The following is an 18,230-nucleotide window of genomic DNA, read 5'->3' on the forward strand; positions in this document are numbered from 1 at the left end:
CTTGTCAAGGTTTAAAACCTTGACAAGGATGATATTCAAATTTAAGGTTCAATATTGGTTGTTATTCCTTGATTCCAGTACTTTGCTTCCGGCATATAGTACAGATATACATTGCTTGATTTTCCTGTATAAGTTCCTGCAAATTCAACTTTGAGATCAAGGTTAATGGTTTTCGTTTCCTCAGCATTGAAATGTTCCCAGTATAAAACCAGATAGTTGTCAAAGATTTCATAGTAAGAGACTTGCTTTTTATCAATCAGATCTTTCAGTAATGCATTTTGAAGGGTCAATCCTGCCGGAATCCCTATTTTTGCAATTGTCATGGGAAGCTGTCCATTTATTTTGTTTTTAACGGTAATCGTCATTCTGCTGGTCTCTCCCACTCTATTCGATCCGGATTTTAATCTGGTTTCCATGGTAAGAGGAATATCTTTGCTTTCCGGTGCCTGAAGTGTATGATATTGATATTCCAGCTTATAAGGGAGTCCATTTTGGGTTGGATAATGAATACTGATATTATTTTCTCCAGCTTTAAATGCGGATGAAAAACTCATCATAGGTGAAGTTTGCGCTTGATTAATCTTGATGACAGGTTTTTCAGTTCCATATAATTTCTCATTTTTAGAGAAAAACTCAGAAAGGGTTTGTATTGCCAGCGTTGTTGCCTGAGTAGAACCAAAACCATAATATCCATTGAAATTGATCAGCTGATCTGCTGCTTCTGCAATCTTCAATACATTGAGTTTTTCATCTTTCTGAAGCGCCATCATATACAATGAAAGAGTTTCTGCATCTGCGGAACGTCCCCAAGATCCTGTAAATGTAATTTTGGATTTTGCATTCTTTACTTCATACTGTTGGTCCAGAATCTTCATCAGATCATCATATTCTTTTTGCTTTCCGAGGTTAGCGGCCGCGTTGGCAAGCAAAGCCAGCTGATAAGTGTCTTTTGTAGCCAAAGCCCTTTTCATCGTTACTTTAAAAGAATCTTCTATTTCACTTTTAAAGCCCAATTTGGATAAAGCATAGATAATGTACATATTTTTTGACCATAAATGTTCAGAATAGGTATCTTTTGATTCATACCATCTTCTTACTTCAAATAACCCGTTTGCATTCTTTTTGGATAAAATAAATGAAGAAAGTCCCTGCATCAGTTTAGTATCCGGATGTACGTATTTTTTTAAATCTGTAAATTCCAGTAATGCAAATGCAGAAAGTGCCACATCTGATTCTTCGGAACTGAAATATCCGAAACCTCCGTCTTTATTTTTATAGCTCAGCATCTTCTGAAAACCTTTCTTCAGGTTCTTAATGACCAGATTCTCTGTCGCAGTGTCGATTTTTCTACTTGACTTTAAGTAATCCAGAATAAAAAGATTAGGATATACCGTTGAGGAAAGCTGCTCAAAACATCCGTGAGGTTCTTTCTTGAGCTGTTCAATATCTGCAAACATCTGTAAAGCAGTGTTTTCAAATACATAATAGTAGGAATGCAGACTTCCGTTGATATACTCCGGAATATTGATCTTCAGATCTTCTGTTTTATTATTGATGATGGAAAACTGATGCGGAAACCCTTTTTCTTCTACTTTAAACGGAAGGATCATGGTTTCTCTGAAATCTCCGGATCTTACTGAAAACTGAATATCAGAATTCACGATCTCATCGGTCTGTATTTTGACAAATAATCTTCCTGATTCTAATGGTTTCAGCGTTATCAAACTGTCAGAATGAATCAGTTTTACATGATTGGGAACTATCACATCCATCGTCATTTTACGGGTTTCGGAAGAATTATTTTTAATCACCACAGGAATCGTCATCTGATCTGTTCTCGTCAGATATTGTGGGATTTTAGCATCCAGTGAAATAAGGCTCTGTGCAGCATAGGTTGTTTCATCTCTTCCTAAAAGCCCAGTAGCAGAAATACCTTCCGTCATCACTCTAAAAGTAGAACTGGCATCTGAATTATAAAACTCTACTTTTGCCTTCCCGTTTTGATCGGTTTCCACTACCGGATTCCAATAAAGCGCTTCTCTGTAATCAAAGCGGTAGGAAGTGTTGGTGGTTTCATATTCCGGATAAGCAAATTCTCTTGTATTGGCATATGATGTAAGCCTTCCATATGGCACAGCTTCTACAGCAATATAAGATTTCGGGGTGATATCAAATTTGATTTGTGAACTCCCATTTTTATAGGAGTTAATAATCACCACCCCATTTGAAGCCCGGCTTCCGTAAATAGCGGTAGCGGCTGCATCTTTCAGAACGGTAATACTGTTGATATCATTAGGGTTGATCGTTGTATTGAAATTTTCTACGGGTGTTCCGTCAACGATAAATAATGGATTTTTGTTGGTAATAGAAGCTTCTCCTCTTATTCTGATCTGTGCATTCGCTCCAGCCTGCCCAACTGGGGTTACTATTACTCCCGCAGCTTTTCCACTCAGTAATGAAGTTACATTAGGATTCTGGATTTCTATGGAAGATGTTATTGTGGTAGATGCCAACGTACTTTTATTTCTGGCCGTTGAACTGTACCCTAATACAACGACCTCTTCAATACTCTTATTTTTAATGGTATCGGTTCTTGAGTAAACTGGTTTACTCACCCGGTTGGTATTGTTTTTATTTTCTTTTATTACTTCTTCTTTTTTTTCAGCTTCTTTTACAATCTCTTCCACATCTATATTGGACAGTTTTTGTTTTTCCAAAGGATTTACATCCAGATTATAAGATAAGATGTTGATTCTCAATTTCTGTTTAGGCTGATATGACTTTGCAATAATTTTGTATGAATTTCCTGCGTTTAAATCCGAGAAATAAAACTTCCCGTTTTCCGCAACTGTCTGTTTAAGAATCTTTTTATCACCCGTGCCTACGAGGAAAACATCAGCTTTCACTGTTTTCTTGTTCTCATCTTCCACTACACCATAAATGGTATTCTTCTTTTCGGGAAGATATTTGTATTTATTGGTCTTCAGAACTTCGGGAATCGGTTCGAAGTATCGGTACCCGTTCGTCAGCATAACAAGATCTAAGCTTTTATTGGCTTTTTCTTCTTTTTTATCGAAATAAAACTGTGGCTTTTCAATTTTTCCTTTCAGTTCAGAGTCCATAAGAAGCCAGGAGATGATGTGATTCTGTTTGTCATCAGCATACGTCCAAAGTTTATCATCTACCACGCTCAGCCCGAGATTGGCAGGAATAGGTCTATTATTTTCATCAGTAGTTTCAATATTCAGAATTACTTTTTCTCTTGGCAGATAATGCTTTTTTATGGGCTTAACTTTTATATTCATTTGATTCACTTTATTGGTGAATACAATACGTTCTGCAAGAGGAAGATTGTTTTCCAGTACTGTGAATCTACAGATTCCCACAGGGAAATCTTTCTCGTCAATTCCCAATGAGTTGCTCCCGATTTTTAACGGAAAAACCTTGCTGTACATCTCTTTTCCGCGGAAGCTCCCTTTCAGCGTAATGGTTTTCTCCTGAGTTGAGGTGATGGTAAAGTTCAGTTTTTTGTTTTCATTTTGAACATTTAAAACCACTCCCTCATTTTTTGCGACCGGGAAATTAAAAGTTTGGGCTATATTTTCCGGTTTTATAACTTTTGCATAGTAGGTTTCTCCTTTTTCAGGGGTAAAACGGAAGCTTCCCATCCCAAAATTATAAGCAGAAATTTCTTTTATCTTTTCATGATTCTGATTATAAACCGCCAAAGCAGCATCTACAGGTTTTTCAAACTCATCAAGAATTTTAAAAGCTATATTTTGCTCTATTCCATTAATGAAAGTTCCCCCTTCGGGTAAGAATTTCACATCCAGATTATTCAGAACAATTGGGATATTTCTGGAAATAGATTCTGTAAATCCGTCAAAATTCACCTTAATGTTTAAAAGAGCGTCAGAGGATTTCAAAACTTCAGGAAGCTTAAAGGTCAATTGCTTTTTACCTTCTTTATCCGTAATCAATTTCCCTTCTGAAATGGTTTCTCCATCGTGCATTACTGTATAATCCGCTTCATAAAAGGGAATGGGAAGGCTGCTCAGGCTTCTCATTGAAAAATCGACTGTTACCTCATCTCCCGGTCCATATCCTTTTTTAGGAAAATCAAGCTTCATTAAAATCCTTGGGGACACAATTTTCTGCAGGGTAATTTCTTTTTCAAAGGTATTTTTCCCTTCTTCATTCTGCATCCAGTTGGTAAAAGCTTTGATCTTATAAATGCCGCCTTTCATGTCTTCATCAAAGTAGAAATAGCCTTCTGCATATCCATTGGTAATTTCATATTTCAATTTTTTCACAACACTTCCTGCCGGATCTATTATTTCGAAATTAACAACTCTGCTGTCTTCTGCCGGAAGGTTATTACTTCCTTTTACCACGTATATTTTAAAATACATTCCCTCACCAGGCTTATAAAAAACATGATTGGTCTGAATGTAGGTCTTTTCTTTTTCAAAATCCTGAAATGATTGTTGAGCTTTTAAAGAAATCGTTGACAATAATAGGCTCAGCAGGATGATATAGGTTGATATAAATTTGAAATTCATAGGTTAAAATCTAAGTGAAACAATGCATCCAAAAGTTTTAAAAGACGCAAGGTTGAAAAAATCCAGTCCTCTTCCGTTGTCCATATCATAAAAATTCTGATTGGGATCTGCTCCTTTATTAGCCTGCCAGAGCATTATATTATTCACATAAAAAGTCAGTCTGAGATTCTGTTTTCCATAGTTGATCGGAAAATTGGAAGACAATGAAATATTGTTGATTCTTATATAATCTGCCTTTTGAACATAATTTTCCGCCACACCCAGATAGCCATACCTTGACCATCTGTTTTCCTGAACATTCCGGTTGGGATCATAAAAATCTACGGGAATCTGGTTGACAGTTCCATTGGACTGCACCCCCTGGAAAACATAATTTTTGACATTTCTTTCTTCACCCGAATCGCCAGAACGTCCGTAATAATCGAGAACAGCCTGTGTTCCGTTCCAGAGGTGACCTCCTTTTTTCCATTCCCAATTGATATCTAAAGAAAAGTTTTTATAAACAAAATTATGATTGAATTTCATCACAAAATCCGGTGTAGGATCTGCAATTATTTTCATTCCGTCTGCTTTTTTGGGGAATCCGAACTCATCAATAATCAATTGTCCGGCTGCATTCCTTTCAAAATAACTTCCCATCACAACGCCCAAAGCCTGTCCTTCCGACAATGTTTTATAAATATCTTTGAATCCTGACACTGCCAGATTCTGATATCCGGGAGCTACCCTGTCTACAATATCTCTATATTTGAAAAAGGAAATTTTATGGGTTGTATACACATCATATCCCAGTCGTAACCGTTCATAAGTAAAATTGAATTCATATCCACTATATGTATGATCTGCAATATTCTTTAGCTTCAACTGATTATTTTCAAAAACAGGAAATATATCGTCTGTGTTTTTTTTATTAAAATACTCTCCGTCTACACTTATGTTATAGCCAAGATTCAGTTTAGCTCCTATTTTCCATTCTTTAGTATTGATATTGGATAAACCTCTGAAACCCTCCACTTCCTGTACCGGAAAATACTGATAATAGTTTTCTGCGTTCAGTAATGTTGTAGCATATGACGTATATGATCTTGTAATATCCGGTTCGGAGCTTAACTGTGTATAGCTTCCCAATAGTTTAAAACTGTAGTTATCCCAATCAAAGATATCATTGAATTTTACATAGAAGTTAGTTTTTGGCAGCCAATAGCTATTTTTAAGAGAGGTATTAGAGATGTAAAATGAATTTCCGAGGTTAAAACCTGCTTCAAAGTCATAATCCTGGATGTCCATATTATAATTAAAGATATGATCTTGTGAAGTCCTATGATACAGATACTTTTGGTTGACAAAACTATTATAAACATCCGATTTTCTATCGTTTAAAATAAAATTCAGGCTGAATGTATTTCTAAAGTCATAATCTCCCAATGTATACGTTCCCAACACATTAGAATGATACAAGCTGTTATTCTGAATCCTTTCATTAAAAATTCCGCTGCTGAAGCCATACGTAGAAGGTTTATACTGATCCCAATTCCTGATATTGTCATTTTCATAAGACTGATTGAGATTCAATCTAAAATCTCCCCATGCTTTAACAAGATTAAGGCTAAACTGTCTTTGTCTGTTCTGATATCGGTATTTGCTATCCTGTTCGAAAAGGAATGAAGGGTTGTCCGCATATTTACTGTAACTTCTCTGTAAACCGGTGTTCAGGAAGATATTTTGTTCATTCGAAAAAGAAATGGGAGTTAGCAATGAATTCTGATAGGCTCTGTTGAACAGTCCTATTCTATTGGTATTGGTTGCTTTATCTTCTTCGTAATTAAAGGCGAGGTTCATAAAATATCCTGAAAAATTTGTATTCAGTTTTGCTTTAAAGGTATTGGCAATATCAAACTGATCGATGAAATACGTCTGGTTCTTTTGCTGTCCTAAATTAAAAGAAAGACGAATTTTTTCGTTATTGTCTTCTTTTATAAAAGCACTTATGTTCAATTGATTATTGTAACCAACCGTAGTTTTAAAAAGATTATTATTATATTTTTGTGCATGCTGAAGGCCGCCGATCCAGGGTATTAATTTTCCGTTCTGATCGTATTCATAAGGCAATCCGTTAAATCCCAGTGTAGAAATATCCGGTCCAAAACTGAACATTTCATTGGTTTCAGGACCTTTCCAGATAAGGTTTCCATTTTCAGATCTTCCCTGTACATACCTACTCTGAGTTCCGGGAATGGCATTTCTGCTTTTAATGTCAACAGATGTGGTAAAGCTTCCATTCAGCACCAATGTTCTCTGATTGAGGCTTTTTAAGGCATAAATACTGTCATTCTTCCGCCTTAATGTTCTTATTTTGCTAAAATAGGGATAGGAATTCTTACTTAAACGGGTCTTCGTCTTTTCAATACTGAATTCATCTTTAGTTTCTTTTGAAACAAGACTGTCATAAGCCTTACTGTAGATATTGTCTACACTTTTCTTTGCCGTCTGATTTTCCAGAATTGATTTTAATTCCCTTACTTCATAGGTAGCAATAACATGAATGTTTTTACCCTGATTCCATACGAGCGTATCATAGGGTTTGGCAGCGATAATTGCAAATCCCTTGTCATCAGTAAGTTCAAAAATTCCACTGTTTTTATTATGAACTTTTAAAAAATTCTGTGCTTTATCTCTAGTTGTTAAAAATTTTCCGGAATAATATAATTGTGAATTTTGTGCCTGTAAAACGGTAATGGTAAATGGCAACAACAGCAAACAATTTTTTTTCATCAGTTATTAGTATGCTTAAAAATATGAAAAAAGAAATTTCCGGGGAAATTTCTTTTTTGCAGATTATTTTTGAATTGTTTTATAGCTCTCTATCAGTCTTATCAATTCTGACCGGTACCCTTCTTCGTCTTTACTTTTGCCTTGTTTAGCAAGATTTTCAATATCAGAAAGGTCTTTCTTTGTAATCAGTTCTGAATTTCTTAATACCAAACCGAACCACGCTACTGAGGAAACGAATTTAAAATCCGGACTTGCAGAAGATATTCTGTTATCAGCATTTTTAATCACCTGACTTATCTCACGGCTGGTGTCTCCATCAGGCTTTTTATATCTGAATTTTATCGTTGCCAGTTCATCTCCAAATTCTTTTGATGAGGTATTCTGGGTATATTTCAGGTTACTTTCTTTAGGAATGAAGTCCGATTTTACATCTACAGGAATCACCTCATACAAAGCGGTAACGGTATGTCCGCTTCCCAGTTCCCCGGCATCTATTTTATCATTTGCAAAGTCCTCATTTTTCAGTTTTCTGTTTTCATAACCGATCAGGCGGTATGATTTTACGTATTCCGGATTAAATTCAATCTGAATTTTCACATCTTTGGCGATGGCATACATATTTCCTGCAAATTCTTTCCCTAAAAACTTATTGGCTTCCTGCATATTGTCAATATATGCGTAATTCCCGTTTCCTTTATCAGCAAGAGTTTCCAGCGTATTATCTTTATAATTGCCCATTCCAAAACCTAAGCAAGTAAGGAAAACGCCTGATTTTCTTTTATCTTCAATTAAGGTTTTAAGATCTGATGTTGAAGACGTTCCTACATTGAAATCTCCGTCTGTTGCGATAATGACACGGTTATTTCCATCTTTCACAAAATTTTCCTGTGCCAGTTTATAAGCAAGTTCAATTCCTGCTCCTCCTGCTGTGCTTCCGCCGGCCTGAAGATGATCCAATGCCTCAATAATTCTATCTTTTTCTCCTGCGGAAGTAGGTGGTAAAACCATTCCCGCACTTCCTGCATAGACTACAATCCCAACTTTATCTTTTGGTCTGAGCTTATTCAGCAGCACTTTAAAGGAAGATTTCAATAACGGTAATTTATTTTCTTCATTCATTGAGCCTGAAACATCAATCAGAAATACAAAGTTGGATGCAGGCAGTTTATCCATCGGAATATTTTTTCCCTGAAGGCCTATTTTAAGCAGTTTATGCTTAGGGTTCCATGGAGAGTCATTGTATTCCGTATTGATAGAGAAAGGGTCTCCGTTTTTAGGCTGAGGGTAATCATATTTAAAGTAATTAACCATTTCTTCAATTCTTACTGCATTTTTATCGACTGCCTGTCCGTTATTGATCATTCTTCTCACATTGGAATAAGAAGCATTATCAACATCAATAGAGAAGGTAGATAAAGGCTGACTTTGCGTGAGCTCAAAAGGATTTTCAACAAACGCATCATAGCTTTCATTATTTTGAGTAGCCGGTGCAATCTGCTGTTGTTTATTGAGTGCTTCCTGCAGCTTTTTCATTTTCCTTCTTTCTCTTCTTGAAAGATCTTTGGTGGTTACCACAATCACCCCATTTGCCGCCTTACTTCCGTAAATTGCTGTAGCAGAAGCTCCTTTTAAAACATTGATGCTTTCAATTTTATTAGGATCTAATTTTCTAAGTTCCTCCTCTTTTGTTACGATCCCATTAAAAACAAACAAAGCTTTATTTTCTGCTTTTATAGAAGCAGCTCCTCTAATCATCAGCTGATTGTTATTAATATATCCCGGAGCGATGTTACTACCCGGATTTCCTCCCGATTTATCGACTTTAATCCCTGCAACAGCCCCCTGCAATGAAGAATAAACGGTAGCTTGTGGTAAGTTACTGATAGAATTGCTTGTAACGGTATTGGATGCAGTCACCTCCTTTCTTCTAATTACTTTTGAATATCCCACCAATACAACTTCATCAATACTTTTTGTTTTTAAAGTATCATTGTATATTTTCGGTAAAGAGGAAACTATTCTATCAGGAGCTTGTACTGGTGGTAGATTGCAGGTAGGCGGAGACTTGTATATATCTATTTCTACAACTGGTGGAAGCTGATGTGCCAAAGGAAGTGGTACAGATACAGGTAGTTCTTCTTTTCTGATATTCTCTTTTATGGTACTGTCTATTTTTGCAATATCTGTTTTGTTAATCGGACCTCTTGACGTTGTATTCTCTGCTATTATTGGTTTTAAAGGTTCTGTAGCTTCTTTTTTATTCATAAAATAAAAAGCACCCATCCCAATGATAAGACTTGCCGCAATCCCATACGGCAGCCAAAGAGGAATCATTCTCTTTTTCTCTTCTTTTTTATCTAATTTTTCTTCAATTTTTTCCCATACTTTTTCAAAACCAGGAAAAACTGTTGGTTCTTCTGAAAGCTTAGAGGCTTCATTGAATTGTTGATCTATATGATTATTTTCCATTGTTGTAAAAGTTTAAATGTTTTGATTCACTAAAAGTTCCTGCAGCTTCTTTCTTGCAAAATTGAGCTGGGATTTTGAAGTTCCTTCACTGATGGAAAGCATGGTAGCAATTTCCTTATGAGGATATCCTTCAATAGCGAAAAGATTAAAGATGGCTCTGCATCCTTCCGGGAGAAAATTCAGCAGACTCAGAATATCTTTTTCCAGGGATAGGCTGTCTGTAGCACCTTCAGAATGATCAATAAAATGATCTTCAAGGGAAATAAACAATCCTTTATTGGTTCTTAATTTCTGCAGGCATTCGTTCACCGCAATTTTTCTGGCCCATGCTTCAAAGGTTTCGGGATTCTGAAGCTGGGTGATTTTCGTGAAGATTTTATAGAACGTATCGGCCAATACTTCTTCTATATCTTCATCGTTTTTCAAATAGCGTCTGCAGACTGAGTAAAGCCTGCCCGCCATTTTCTCGTAAACTTTCCGCTGTGCATTGCGGTCGCTACGCTGGCATTCCAATAATAATTCTTGTTCCATAGTCAGGAGTTATAATAGTATAGATGCCGAAACTTTTGTGAAGGTTGGAAACATGATAAACTTTTTTGGTAAAAAGATGAAAGTCAAATTTATAAATCATCCTATTTAGCTTTTAGGGTTCTACGATTTTGTCTTTTCATATTTTTTTTACATTTCAAATTTAACTTTTACTTCTGTAACAAATCTCTATTAGCAACGACTATTAATACAAATAATCTTTTTATAGTAATGAAAAATGCCAAAATTGCATCATTACTTTTTGTTTTGTCTGCAGGAAGTATGATGTTTGCCCAAGATGACTTAATCAATAAGTTAAAAAACAACCACTCACAAAATGCTAATTTTCAGTTCACAACGTTAAAAGACGTTGGTGCAACTTCTGTAAAGAACCAAGGTTCATCAGGAACTTGCTGGAGCTACTCAGGAAATTCGTTCCTTGAATCTGAAATGCAGAGAATGGGCAAAAAGCCTGTAGATCTTGCTGAAATTTTTACAGCGAGAAATTCTTATCATGATAAAGCGAAATTATATGTTTTAAATAATGGCGCCATCAGCTGGGGTGACGGAGGGGAACTTCACGATGTAATCAACATGTACAAAAAGTACGGAGCGGTTCCTCAGGATGTTTACACGGGTTTAAAATCCGGACAAACGACAAACAACTTCAAGGAAATGCAGGGGAAACTGAAGCCGGTTCTTGACAGCCTTGTTCAGGCTTCTTCAAAAGGAAAACTGACGGATAACTGGATGGATTCTGTAGATGCTATTCTTGATGAATATCTAGGAAAAGTGCCTGCTAACTTCACGTATGAAGGGAAAAACTACACTCCTAAAACATTTGCTAAGGATGTGGTAGGAATCAATGCTGAAGATTATGTAGAATTATCTTCGTATAAAGATTATCCGTATTTTCAGAAATTTGTAGTTCCAATTCCTGATAACTGGAGCCACGATTCTGACTGGAATGTTCCAATGAAAGATCTTACAGCAATCATCGACAATGCTGTAAGCAAAGGATATTCTGTAGGTTGGGCAACTGACGTTTCTGAGCCTTATTTCTCTTACAAAAACGGAGTAGCTTACGTTCCGGATATGGAACTTGATCAGATCACTGCAGAGAACAAGCAGACTTTGTTTACAGAGCCTAAAAAAGATAAAACCATCACTGAAGACATGCGTCAGAAAGCGCTTAACAACCTTTCTACAACGGATGATCACGGTATGCATATCGTAGGATTGGCAAAAGATCAGACGGGTAAAGAATATTATATGGTGAAGAATTCCTGGGGAGTAACCAATGATTTCGCTGGATATCTTTATGTAACAAGACCTTACGTTGAATATAAATCAACAGCTATTCTGGTTCACAAAAACGCCATTCCAAAAAGCATCTTGAAGCAGTTGAAACCAACTAAGAATATTGGTTTATAAGAAAATCATTTCTGCCATTTTAAAGGCAGTTTTAGATATTTAAATCTGTTAAAACCCGCTCCCGGAAATCCCAGGAGCGGGTTTATTTTTAAAATATGTTATTTGAAAGAATATATTTCACATTCGAGTGCAAAGTATTGTTTGATTTACAAAAAATATTATATTTGTATAAATCAACAAACTAATCAATATGAAAAATCTAAAGAGATTAACAAAATCGACATTAAAGAACATCAATGGTGGAAATGCTCCACAGTGTGAAGCCGGACTTATTGCATGCCGTCACAAAGCTGAAGATGGTGTGCCTGCCTACTGGACGTGTGAGCTTGCAGCAACCGGATGTAGATTCTTATAAAATGGAATTCAAAGCTTTTAGAAATTGTTTATAAAAAGCAAATAAAAACCCGATTTCAGAATTTCTGAAATCGGGTTCTTTAATAAATAGGTGAAAATTAAATATAAAATAAAGTGAATTATGCTGATTTAATATCAGGTATGAATGATCAATTTTGCTCCGCAAGTGAATAAAATATGCTGTTAAAAAATTGACAGCGAAGCGAATTTTCTATTCATTATTGATATTAAAATAAAACGCTCATACTTTCTGCGGAAAAGTCCAGAAGAGATTCGGTATTTCCATCTTTGATCTTCTGTACCCACTGGTGGTCCTGTAAAATGGCTCTTCCTACTGCAACAAGATCAAATTCTTCATTATCAAGTCTTCTGATCAGTTCTGTAAGATCAGATTTCTCTGTTCCCTCCCCTGCAAAAGAATTAAGGAAATCTCCGTTTAACCCTACAGATCCTACGGTAATAGTTGGCTGTCCGGTAATTTTTTTAGCCCATCCTGCGAAGTTTAGATCCGAACCTTCAAATTCAGGTTCCCAGAAACGACGTTGTGAACAATGGAAAATGTCTACTCCGGCTTCTTTTAAAGGTAATAACCAATCTTCCATTTCATTAGGAGTAAAGGCCAGTTTAGTTTTATAATCCTGTTGTTTCCATTGTGAAAGACGAATGATAATCGTAAAGTCCTCTCCCACTGCTGCTCTGATAGCTTTCACTACTTCAACAGCAAATCTGCTTCTTTCTTTTAGTGTTTTACCACCGTACTCATCTGTTCTTGTATTGCTTACTTCCCAGAAAAACTGGTCGATAAGATAGCCATGAGCGCCATGAATTTCAAGACAGTCAAAGCCAAGATCTTTCGCTGATTTTGCAGAGGCTGCAAACTGTGCAATGGTATCCTGAATATCTTCAATGGTCATTGTTGAAGCTTTTTCCATTGGAACCAACGGATAGTCTTCCGACGATCTTGTATCGCCTACATGCCAGATCTGAGGCCCCATTTTACCTCCGTTTTTGTGTACGGAGTCAATTACATTTTTCCAGCCATTCAACGCTTCAGTTCCGTAGAAATCTGGAATGTTCTGTAAATTTTTTGATGCAGGTCTGTTGATAACAGTTCCTTCAGAAAGGATCAATCCTACATCCGAAGCAGCCCTTCTTCCGTAGTAATCTGCGATATTCTGTGTAGGAACTCCATTGTCAGACTGTGCTCTGGTCATAGGAGCCATTACAATTCTATTTTTAAGCTGTAAATTTTTGTATTGAAACGGTTTAAATAATGATGATGTGCTCATATTTAAATTTATATTTTATAATTGTTACACAAAGTAACTAATAATAGTTCGTATTTGTACCCTTTATTAAAAAAATAGTGGTAACTTCGCAGTAACTTACATTAGTAACATCAAAGTAACGTATGAAACTCCGGTTCCATATGATAATTAAAATACCTATTTCTCTATGAAAAAGAATGAATTAATGCAATACAGCTGTCCTCTGGGTAAGGCAATGGCCGCTTTGGGAAGCAAATGGAAACCCATTATTGTTCTTGTTATAAAGGACAGAAGGCTGCGTTTTGGAGAGCTTGCTGTGCGCATTAATGTTATTTCCAGAAAGGTATTAACCGATCAATTGAGAGAGATGGAAACGGACGGACTTGTTATCCGTGAAGAGTTTAAAGAACTTCCTCCGCGGGTAGAATATTCTCTTACAGAAAAGGGACTAGCTCTGTTACCTATTCTTTATTTACTGGAAGAATGGGAAGCGAAGTATCAGGTGAAAGGATTATATTCTGAGGATTGTAGTGTAGAGAATAAGAAAACAAAAAAGGCTGTCAATATTTGATGGCATTTGGATTTTAAAAATTCCAGATTTATTTCAATAAACAATAACGAAATAAATAAAAGCCCTATTTCATATCTACACAGCAATAATTTAAGATAAACAATATTCGCCGGTGGAAAACGATATACAGACTTTAAAAGACTTTGTTGGAGGTAAAGTATCTGAAAAAGATTTTGAGCAGCAACTTTATGCCAATCCGAATTTAGAAAAACTGCTTTCAGACCCTAAGCTTGATTGGCATGGAACGTATCTACAGAATACTACTCCGTTTTTATATTTAGCTGAACAAGATTATAAAAGTGCTTCCGGGAAATTAAATGCTCAGGGAACTGTCAGTCTGTTTCTTACAAAAATCGGAATTGAAAGCACTTCATCATCAAAGTTTTCTGATGAATATGATCTTATTCTAAGTACTCGTCCCAAATATGTAAATGCTGATCTCAACTTTATTGAAAAGTATATTGTACCCAAAGACAAAAAGCTTTCAAAAGCTGAGCAAAAACTGTACATTAAACAACAATATACTGAACTTTTTAAATACCAAACCCAACCACCAAAATGGATACAAAATCCTAACTGGCCCATTAAAAATGATAAACCTTTATTCTTTTTAGGCCAGGTGGAAATTAAAAATTGCCATCTGTTTCATGATGATGGATGTGTTTATTTGTTTGTTGATCAAGAAACAGGAGCTATTGAAAGCATAAAACAATTTTATTAACCCCTGATTTATAATTCGTTATAGTTCTCATTGGAGTATACTTTCAAAAAGGTAAGTATAGAACCAAAAGGTAAGTATATAGGTTTGAAACAGTTTCTGATGCAAATTTGCAGAAAATATTTCATTATGAACTACAAAGAAATTGCAAAAGAAACCATTGGTCATCTGTATAAAGCCCACAACAGTATTAGAAAATCTGGTATCGATGAGAAACTAATCGCTTTGGTCGAATTACGGGTTTCTCAAATCAATGGATGTGCCTATTGCTGCAGTTATCACGCTAAAGAACTTTCCAATTTTGGTTTTGAGCAAGATATCATTAACCAGCTTCCAGGCTGGAAACATACCAATGCCCTCATTCCTTTACAAAAGCTTGCTTTAGAGTGGGCAGAAGCAGTCATTTACAGTAAAGATGACTGGCAATCGATCAAAGCAAAACTAACAGAGCATTTCACAGAACGGGAAATTGTAGAACTTACAGCAAGTATTACTTTAATGAATACTTTGAATAAATTACGGATTACTTTGGCTGAAATGGATTAAAAAACAAATTGCTATCAGTATATGACGGATTTTTATTGGTCAACTGGTAATTTATTAAGTTTTATTTGAATACTTTCATGATAACTGCCATTAATATAGTTTACAAGCCCTTTGTCTATGACTGCTTTTGAGCCTGCTTTTGGAATTGAGTCATTATATTTAAAATAAAGAGTATCACTCTTCAATTCATAGCTTCCTTTGTAAATATCGTTATCTCTCATCATTCCTCGAGAAATAAATTCGAAGGTTTTATCATCATACATTTTCAAATAAATCCATCCCAAGGGAGCTTCTCTATCTGCCAGCAAAACTTCTTTTTTATCTTTTTTACAACTGATAATTATTAATATTAAATATAAGAGTCTAAGCTTCATGGTTTATGTTTGAATTATTTAAACAAATATAAATTAAAAACCGCTCCCAAAAGGAAGCGGTTTCAAAGTTTATCTAAAATCCCAATTAGAATATCGCAGGATATTTCTGAGGATTTGTTTCATTAAACATCGCGTAGATCTTTTCTACCATATCGTCTGTAGACGGCTTACTGAAGTAGTCACCATCACTTGCATAGGCAGGTCTGTGATCATTTGCTGAGATCGTCAACGGATCTGAATCCAGATATCTGAATGCTTTTTGTTTTTCAAGGATCTGCTGTAAGATAAATCCTGTAGTTCCCCCTTCCACATCTTCGTCGATTACGACTAATCTGTTGGTTTTCTTAACGCTTTCAGCAATTTCATGAGATAAATCGAAAGGAATTAACGACTGAATATCAATTACTTCTGCAGAAATTCCTAATTTCTCCAATTCGTTGGCTGCTTCTGTTACAATTCTCCATGTAGAACCATAAGTAACCAAAGTAACGTCTTTTCCTTCTTTTGTTACTTCAATTTTACCTACAGGAACAGTGAATTCACCTAAGTTATCGGGTTGTTTTTCTTTTAATCTGTATCCGTTCAGACATTCTACGATAATCGCAGGCTCGTCAGCCTGAAGCATTGTGTTATAGAATCCAGCTGCTTTAGTAAGGTTTCTAGGTACCAATACCAGAATACCTTTCGAAAGGTTTAGAATTCCAGCCATTGGAGAACCTGAATGCCAGATTCCTTCTAATCTGTGACCTCTTGTTCTGATAATCAACGGAGCTTTCTGCCCTCCTTTAGTTCTGTAATGTACCGTTGCAAGGTCATCACTCATCCCCTGTAAACAGTAAAGAACATAGTCTAGGTACTGGATTTCAGCGATGGGTCTTAAACCTCTCATTGCCATACCAATTCCCTGTCCAAGGATCGTTGCTTCACGAATTCCCGTATCGGCGATGCGCAATGCACCATATTTCTCCTGCATTCCTTCCAATCCCTGGTTTACGTCACCGATGTTTCCGGTATCTTCTCCAAAGATTAAAGTTTCAGGATATTTTTCAAAAATTTTATCAAAGTTATTTCTGATCACGACTCTTCCGTCTACATCTTCAGAACTGTCAGAATATACTGGCTTGATTTCTTTGATGTTTTCAGACTTCCATTCCGATTGAGAATATAAGTGAGAAGAATAGTTATCTTTTTCAACAGCTGTTACTTCATGGTATTTCTGCATCAACTGGTTTCTTTCTGCAGAGTTGGTCCCTCTGGTAACCAGTAAAGATTTTCTTACCAAATGGAAGATATCTTTTTTAGCTTTTGAAACAAGCTTGTTGAAGTGAGCAATATAAGTTTCAACTTCAGCATTCTGACCCTTAAGACTTTCTACTAAAGGTAAAATAGACTGAATTAATTCTGTAATAGATTTCTGGTAGTTTTCCCAAGCTGCTTTCTGCCCTGTTTTTGCAATCTTTTTTGCTTCATCATCAATTGTTTCCAATTCTTCAGCAGTTGCAATCACTTCTTCTTTTCCTTCGATCTCTATAGAGTAGTTTAAAATCCACTCTTTGAATTTTGCTAAGCCATCATATTCAGCTTCCCAAGCTAAACGCTCTTCATTTTTATATCTTTCGTGAGAACCTGATGTAGAGTGTCCCTGAGGCTGAGTAACATCAATCACGTGAACCACTACCGGTACACTTTCTGTTCTTGCAAAATGTTCTGCTTTAGCATAGGCATCCAATAATGCAGGATAATCCCAAGCTTTCACCTGAATAATCTCACATCCCTGATTCTCTCCTTCTTTTCTCTGGAAACCGCTAAGCATTTCGCTGATATCAGCTTTTGCTCTCTGATTTTTTGTAGGCACTGAAATCCCATACCCATCATCCCAGATAGAAACAATCATAGGAACCTGAAGTGCACAAGCTGCATTTAAAGTTTCCCAGAAATGCCCTTCTGCTGTAGAGGCATCCCCTATCGTTCCGAAAGCAATTTCATTCCCTTCTCTTGAGAATTTTTCAGAACCTTCAAATTTTACATTCTTATAAATTGTAGAAGCCTGAGCCAACCCCAATAATCTTGGCATTTGTCCGGCTGTAGGAGAAATATCTGAAGAAATATTTTTCTGAGCCGTCAAATCTTTCCAGCTCCCGTCTTCATTTAAACTTCTTGTTGCAAAATGCCCGTTCATCTGTCTTCCAGCTGAAGCAGGTTCTCTTTCCACGCTCGTATCTGCATACATCTGCGCAAAGAAGCTGTCTACTGTTAAGGCATCTATTGCCAATGCAAAAGTCTGATCTCTGTAATACCCTGAACGGAAGTCTCCATTTCTGAAAACTTTCGCCATCGCAAGTTGAGGAAGTTCTTTTCCATCCCCAAAAATTCCGAATTTAGCTTTTCCTGTAAGTACTTCTCTCCTTCCGAGATAAGACATTTCACGGGAGATCCTTCCTAACCTGTAATCTTCAAGTATTTGATTTTTAAAATCTTGAAAGGATATTTGCTGTGTTTCAATATAGGTTGTTTGCATAGCTAAGTAAAAAAGTTTTTAGTCTTCAAGTATTTTGCTAATATACAATTTTTAAATTAATTTTAATTTTTAATAAAATTTTTTAAAAATTTGATAATAAAAAAAATTGTGCTTTA

12 protein-coding genes are annotated in these 18,230 nt (G+C 36.0%); 5 read left to right on the top strand and 7 right to left on the bottom strand.

Annotated elements, in window-relative coordinates; all coding sequences use genetic code 11:
- Positions 1–41: 41 nt before the first annotated feature.
- The 4 genes from DBR39_RS11785 to DBR39_RS11800 form a co-directional block, all read right to left on the bottom strand.
- The gene (locus tag DBR39_RS11785) at positions 42–4,562 is read right to left on the bottom strand and encodes a TonB-dependent receptor plug domain-containing protein (protein WP_124533302.1); all 4,521 of its coding nucleotides are present in this window, start codon (positions 4,560–4,562) and stop codon (positions 42–44) included.
- Between the two features lie 3 nt (positions 4,563–4,565).
- On the bottom strand, positions 4,566–7,334 hold the full coding sequence (locus tag DBR39_RS11790) for a hypothetical protein (RefSeq protein ID WP_124533304.1): 2,769 nt from the start codon (positions 7,332–7,334) through the stop codon (positions 4,566–4,568).
- 63 nt (positions 7,335–7,397) lie between these two features.
- Positions 7,398–9,803, bottom strand: a complete 2,406-nt coding sequence (locus DBR39_RS11795) for a vWA domain-containing protein (RefSeq protein WP_124533306.1) — start codon at positions 9,801–9,803, stop codon at positions 7,398–7,400.
- A 12-nt stretch (positions 9,804–9,815) separates the two neighbouring features.
- Complete coding sequence (locus DBR39_RS11800) at positions 9,816–10,334, bottom strand: RNA polymerase sigma factor (RefSeq protein ID WP_124533308.1); 519 nt, start codon at positions 10,332–10,334, stop codon at positions 9,816–9,818.
- A gap of 228 nt (positions 10,335–10,562) precedes the next feature.
- Between DBR39_RS11800 and DBR39_RS11805 the strand changes: the two genes are divergently transcribed.
- Together DBR39_RS11805 and DBR39_RS24250 are read left to right on the top strand one after the other, a co-directional pair.
- Positions 10,563–11,765, top strand: coding sequence for an aminopeptidase C (locus tag DBR39_RS11805; RefSeq protein ID WP_124533310.1), 1,203 nt, complete (start codon positions 10,563–10,565; stop codon positions 11,763–11,765).
- A gap of 190 nt (positions 11,766–11,955) precedes the next feature.
- Positions 11,956–12,120 carry a bacteriocin-like protein gene (locus tag DBR39_RS24250; protein ID WP_153816325.1) on the top strand — a complete coding sequence of 55 codons (165 nt, stop codon included), beginning with the start codon at positions 11,956–11,958 and terminating at the stop codon, positions 12,118–12,120.
- Positions 12,121–12,346: 226 nt separating this feature from the next.
- Here DBR39_RS24250 and DBR39_RS11810 read toward each other — a convergent pair whose 3' ends face one another.
- The gene (locus DBR39_RS11810; RefSeq protein ID WP_103234343.1) at positions 12,347–13,408 is read right to left on the bottom strand and encodes an NADH:flavin oxidoreductase; all 1,062 of its coding nucleotides are present in this window, start codon (positions 13,406–13,408) and stop codon (positions 12,347–12,349) included.
- Between the two features lie 166 nt (positions 13,409–13,574).
- Here DBR39_RS11810 and DBR39_RS11815 point away from each other — a divergent pair, with 166 nt between their 5' ends.
- The 3 genes from DBR39_RS11815 (at position 13,575) to DBR39_RS11825 (ending at position 15,222) form a co-directional block, all read left to right on the top strand.
- Positions 13,575–13,958 (top strand): winged helix-turn-helix transcriptional regulator, encoded by a 384-nt coding sequence (locus DBR39_RS11815; protein ID WP_124533312.1) that lies wholly within the window; start codon positions 13,575–13,577, stop codon positions 13,956–13,958.
- A 112-nt stretch (positions 13,959–14,070) separates the two neighbouring features.
- Positions 14,071–14,679: a hypothetical protein gene (locus DBR39_RS11820; RefSeq protein ID WP_124533313.1), complete on the top strand. Its 609-nt coding sequence runs from the start codon at positions 14,071–14,073 to the stop codon at positions 14,677–14,679.
- A 126-nt stretch (positions 14,680–14,805) separates the two neighbouring features.
- Positions 14,806–15,222, top strand: coding sequence for a carboxymuconolactone decarboxylase family protein (locus tag DBR39_RS11825; RefSeq protein ID WP_124533314.1), 417 nt, complete (start codon positions 14,806–14,808; stop codon positions 15,220–15,222).
- A gap of 32 nt (positions 15,223–15,254) precedes the next feature.
- On the opposite strand, the gene DBR39_RS11830 is transcribed toward DBR39_RS11825, so the two are convergent.
- Both DBR39_RS11830 and DBR39_RS11835 read right to left on the bottom strand, forming a co-directional pair.
- A complete protein-coding gene (locus DBR39_RS11830) occupies positions 15,255–15,596 on the bottom strand; it encodes a hypothetical protein (RefSeq protein ID WP_124533317.1) in 342 nt (113 codons plus the stop codon).
- 85 nt (positions 15,597–15,681) lie between these two features.
- Entirely contained in the window at positions 15,682–18,114 is a 2,433-nt protein-coding gene (locus DBR39_RS11835) for a thiamine pyrophosphate-dependent enzyme (RefSeq protein WP_124533319.1), read from the bottom strand.
- Positions 18,115–18,230 lie beyond the last annotated feature (116 nt).

Source organism: Chryseobacterium sp. KBW03 (assembly GCF_003852415.1).
Classification (GTDB): Bacteria; Bacteroidota; Bacteroidia; order Flavobacteriales; family Weeksellaceae; genus Chryseobacterium; species Chryseobacterium viscerum.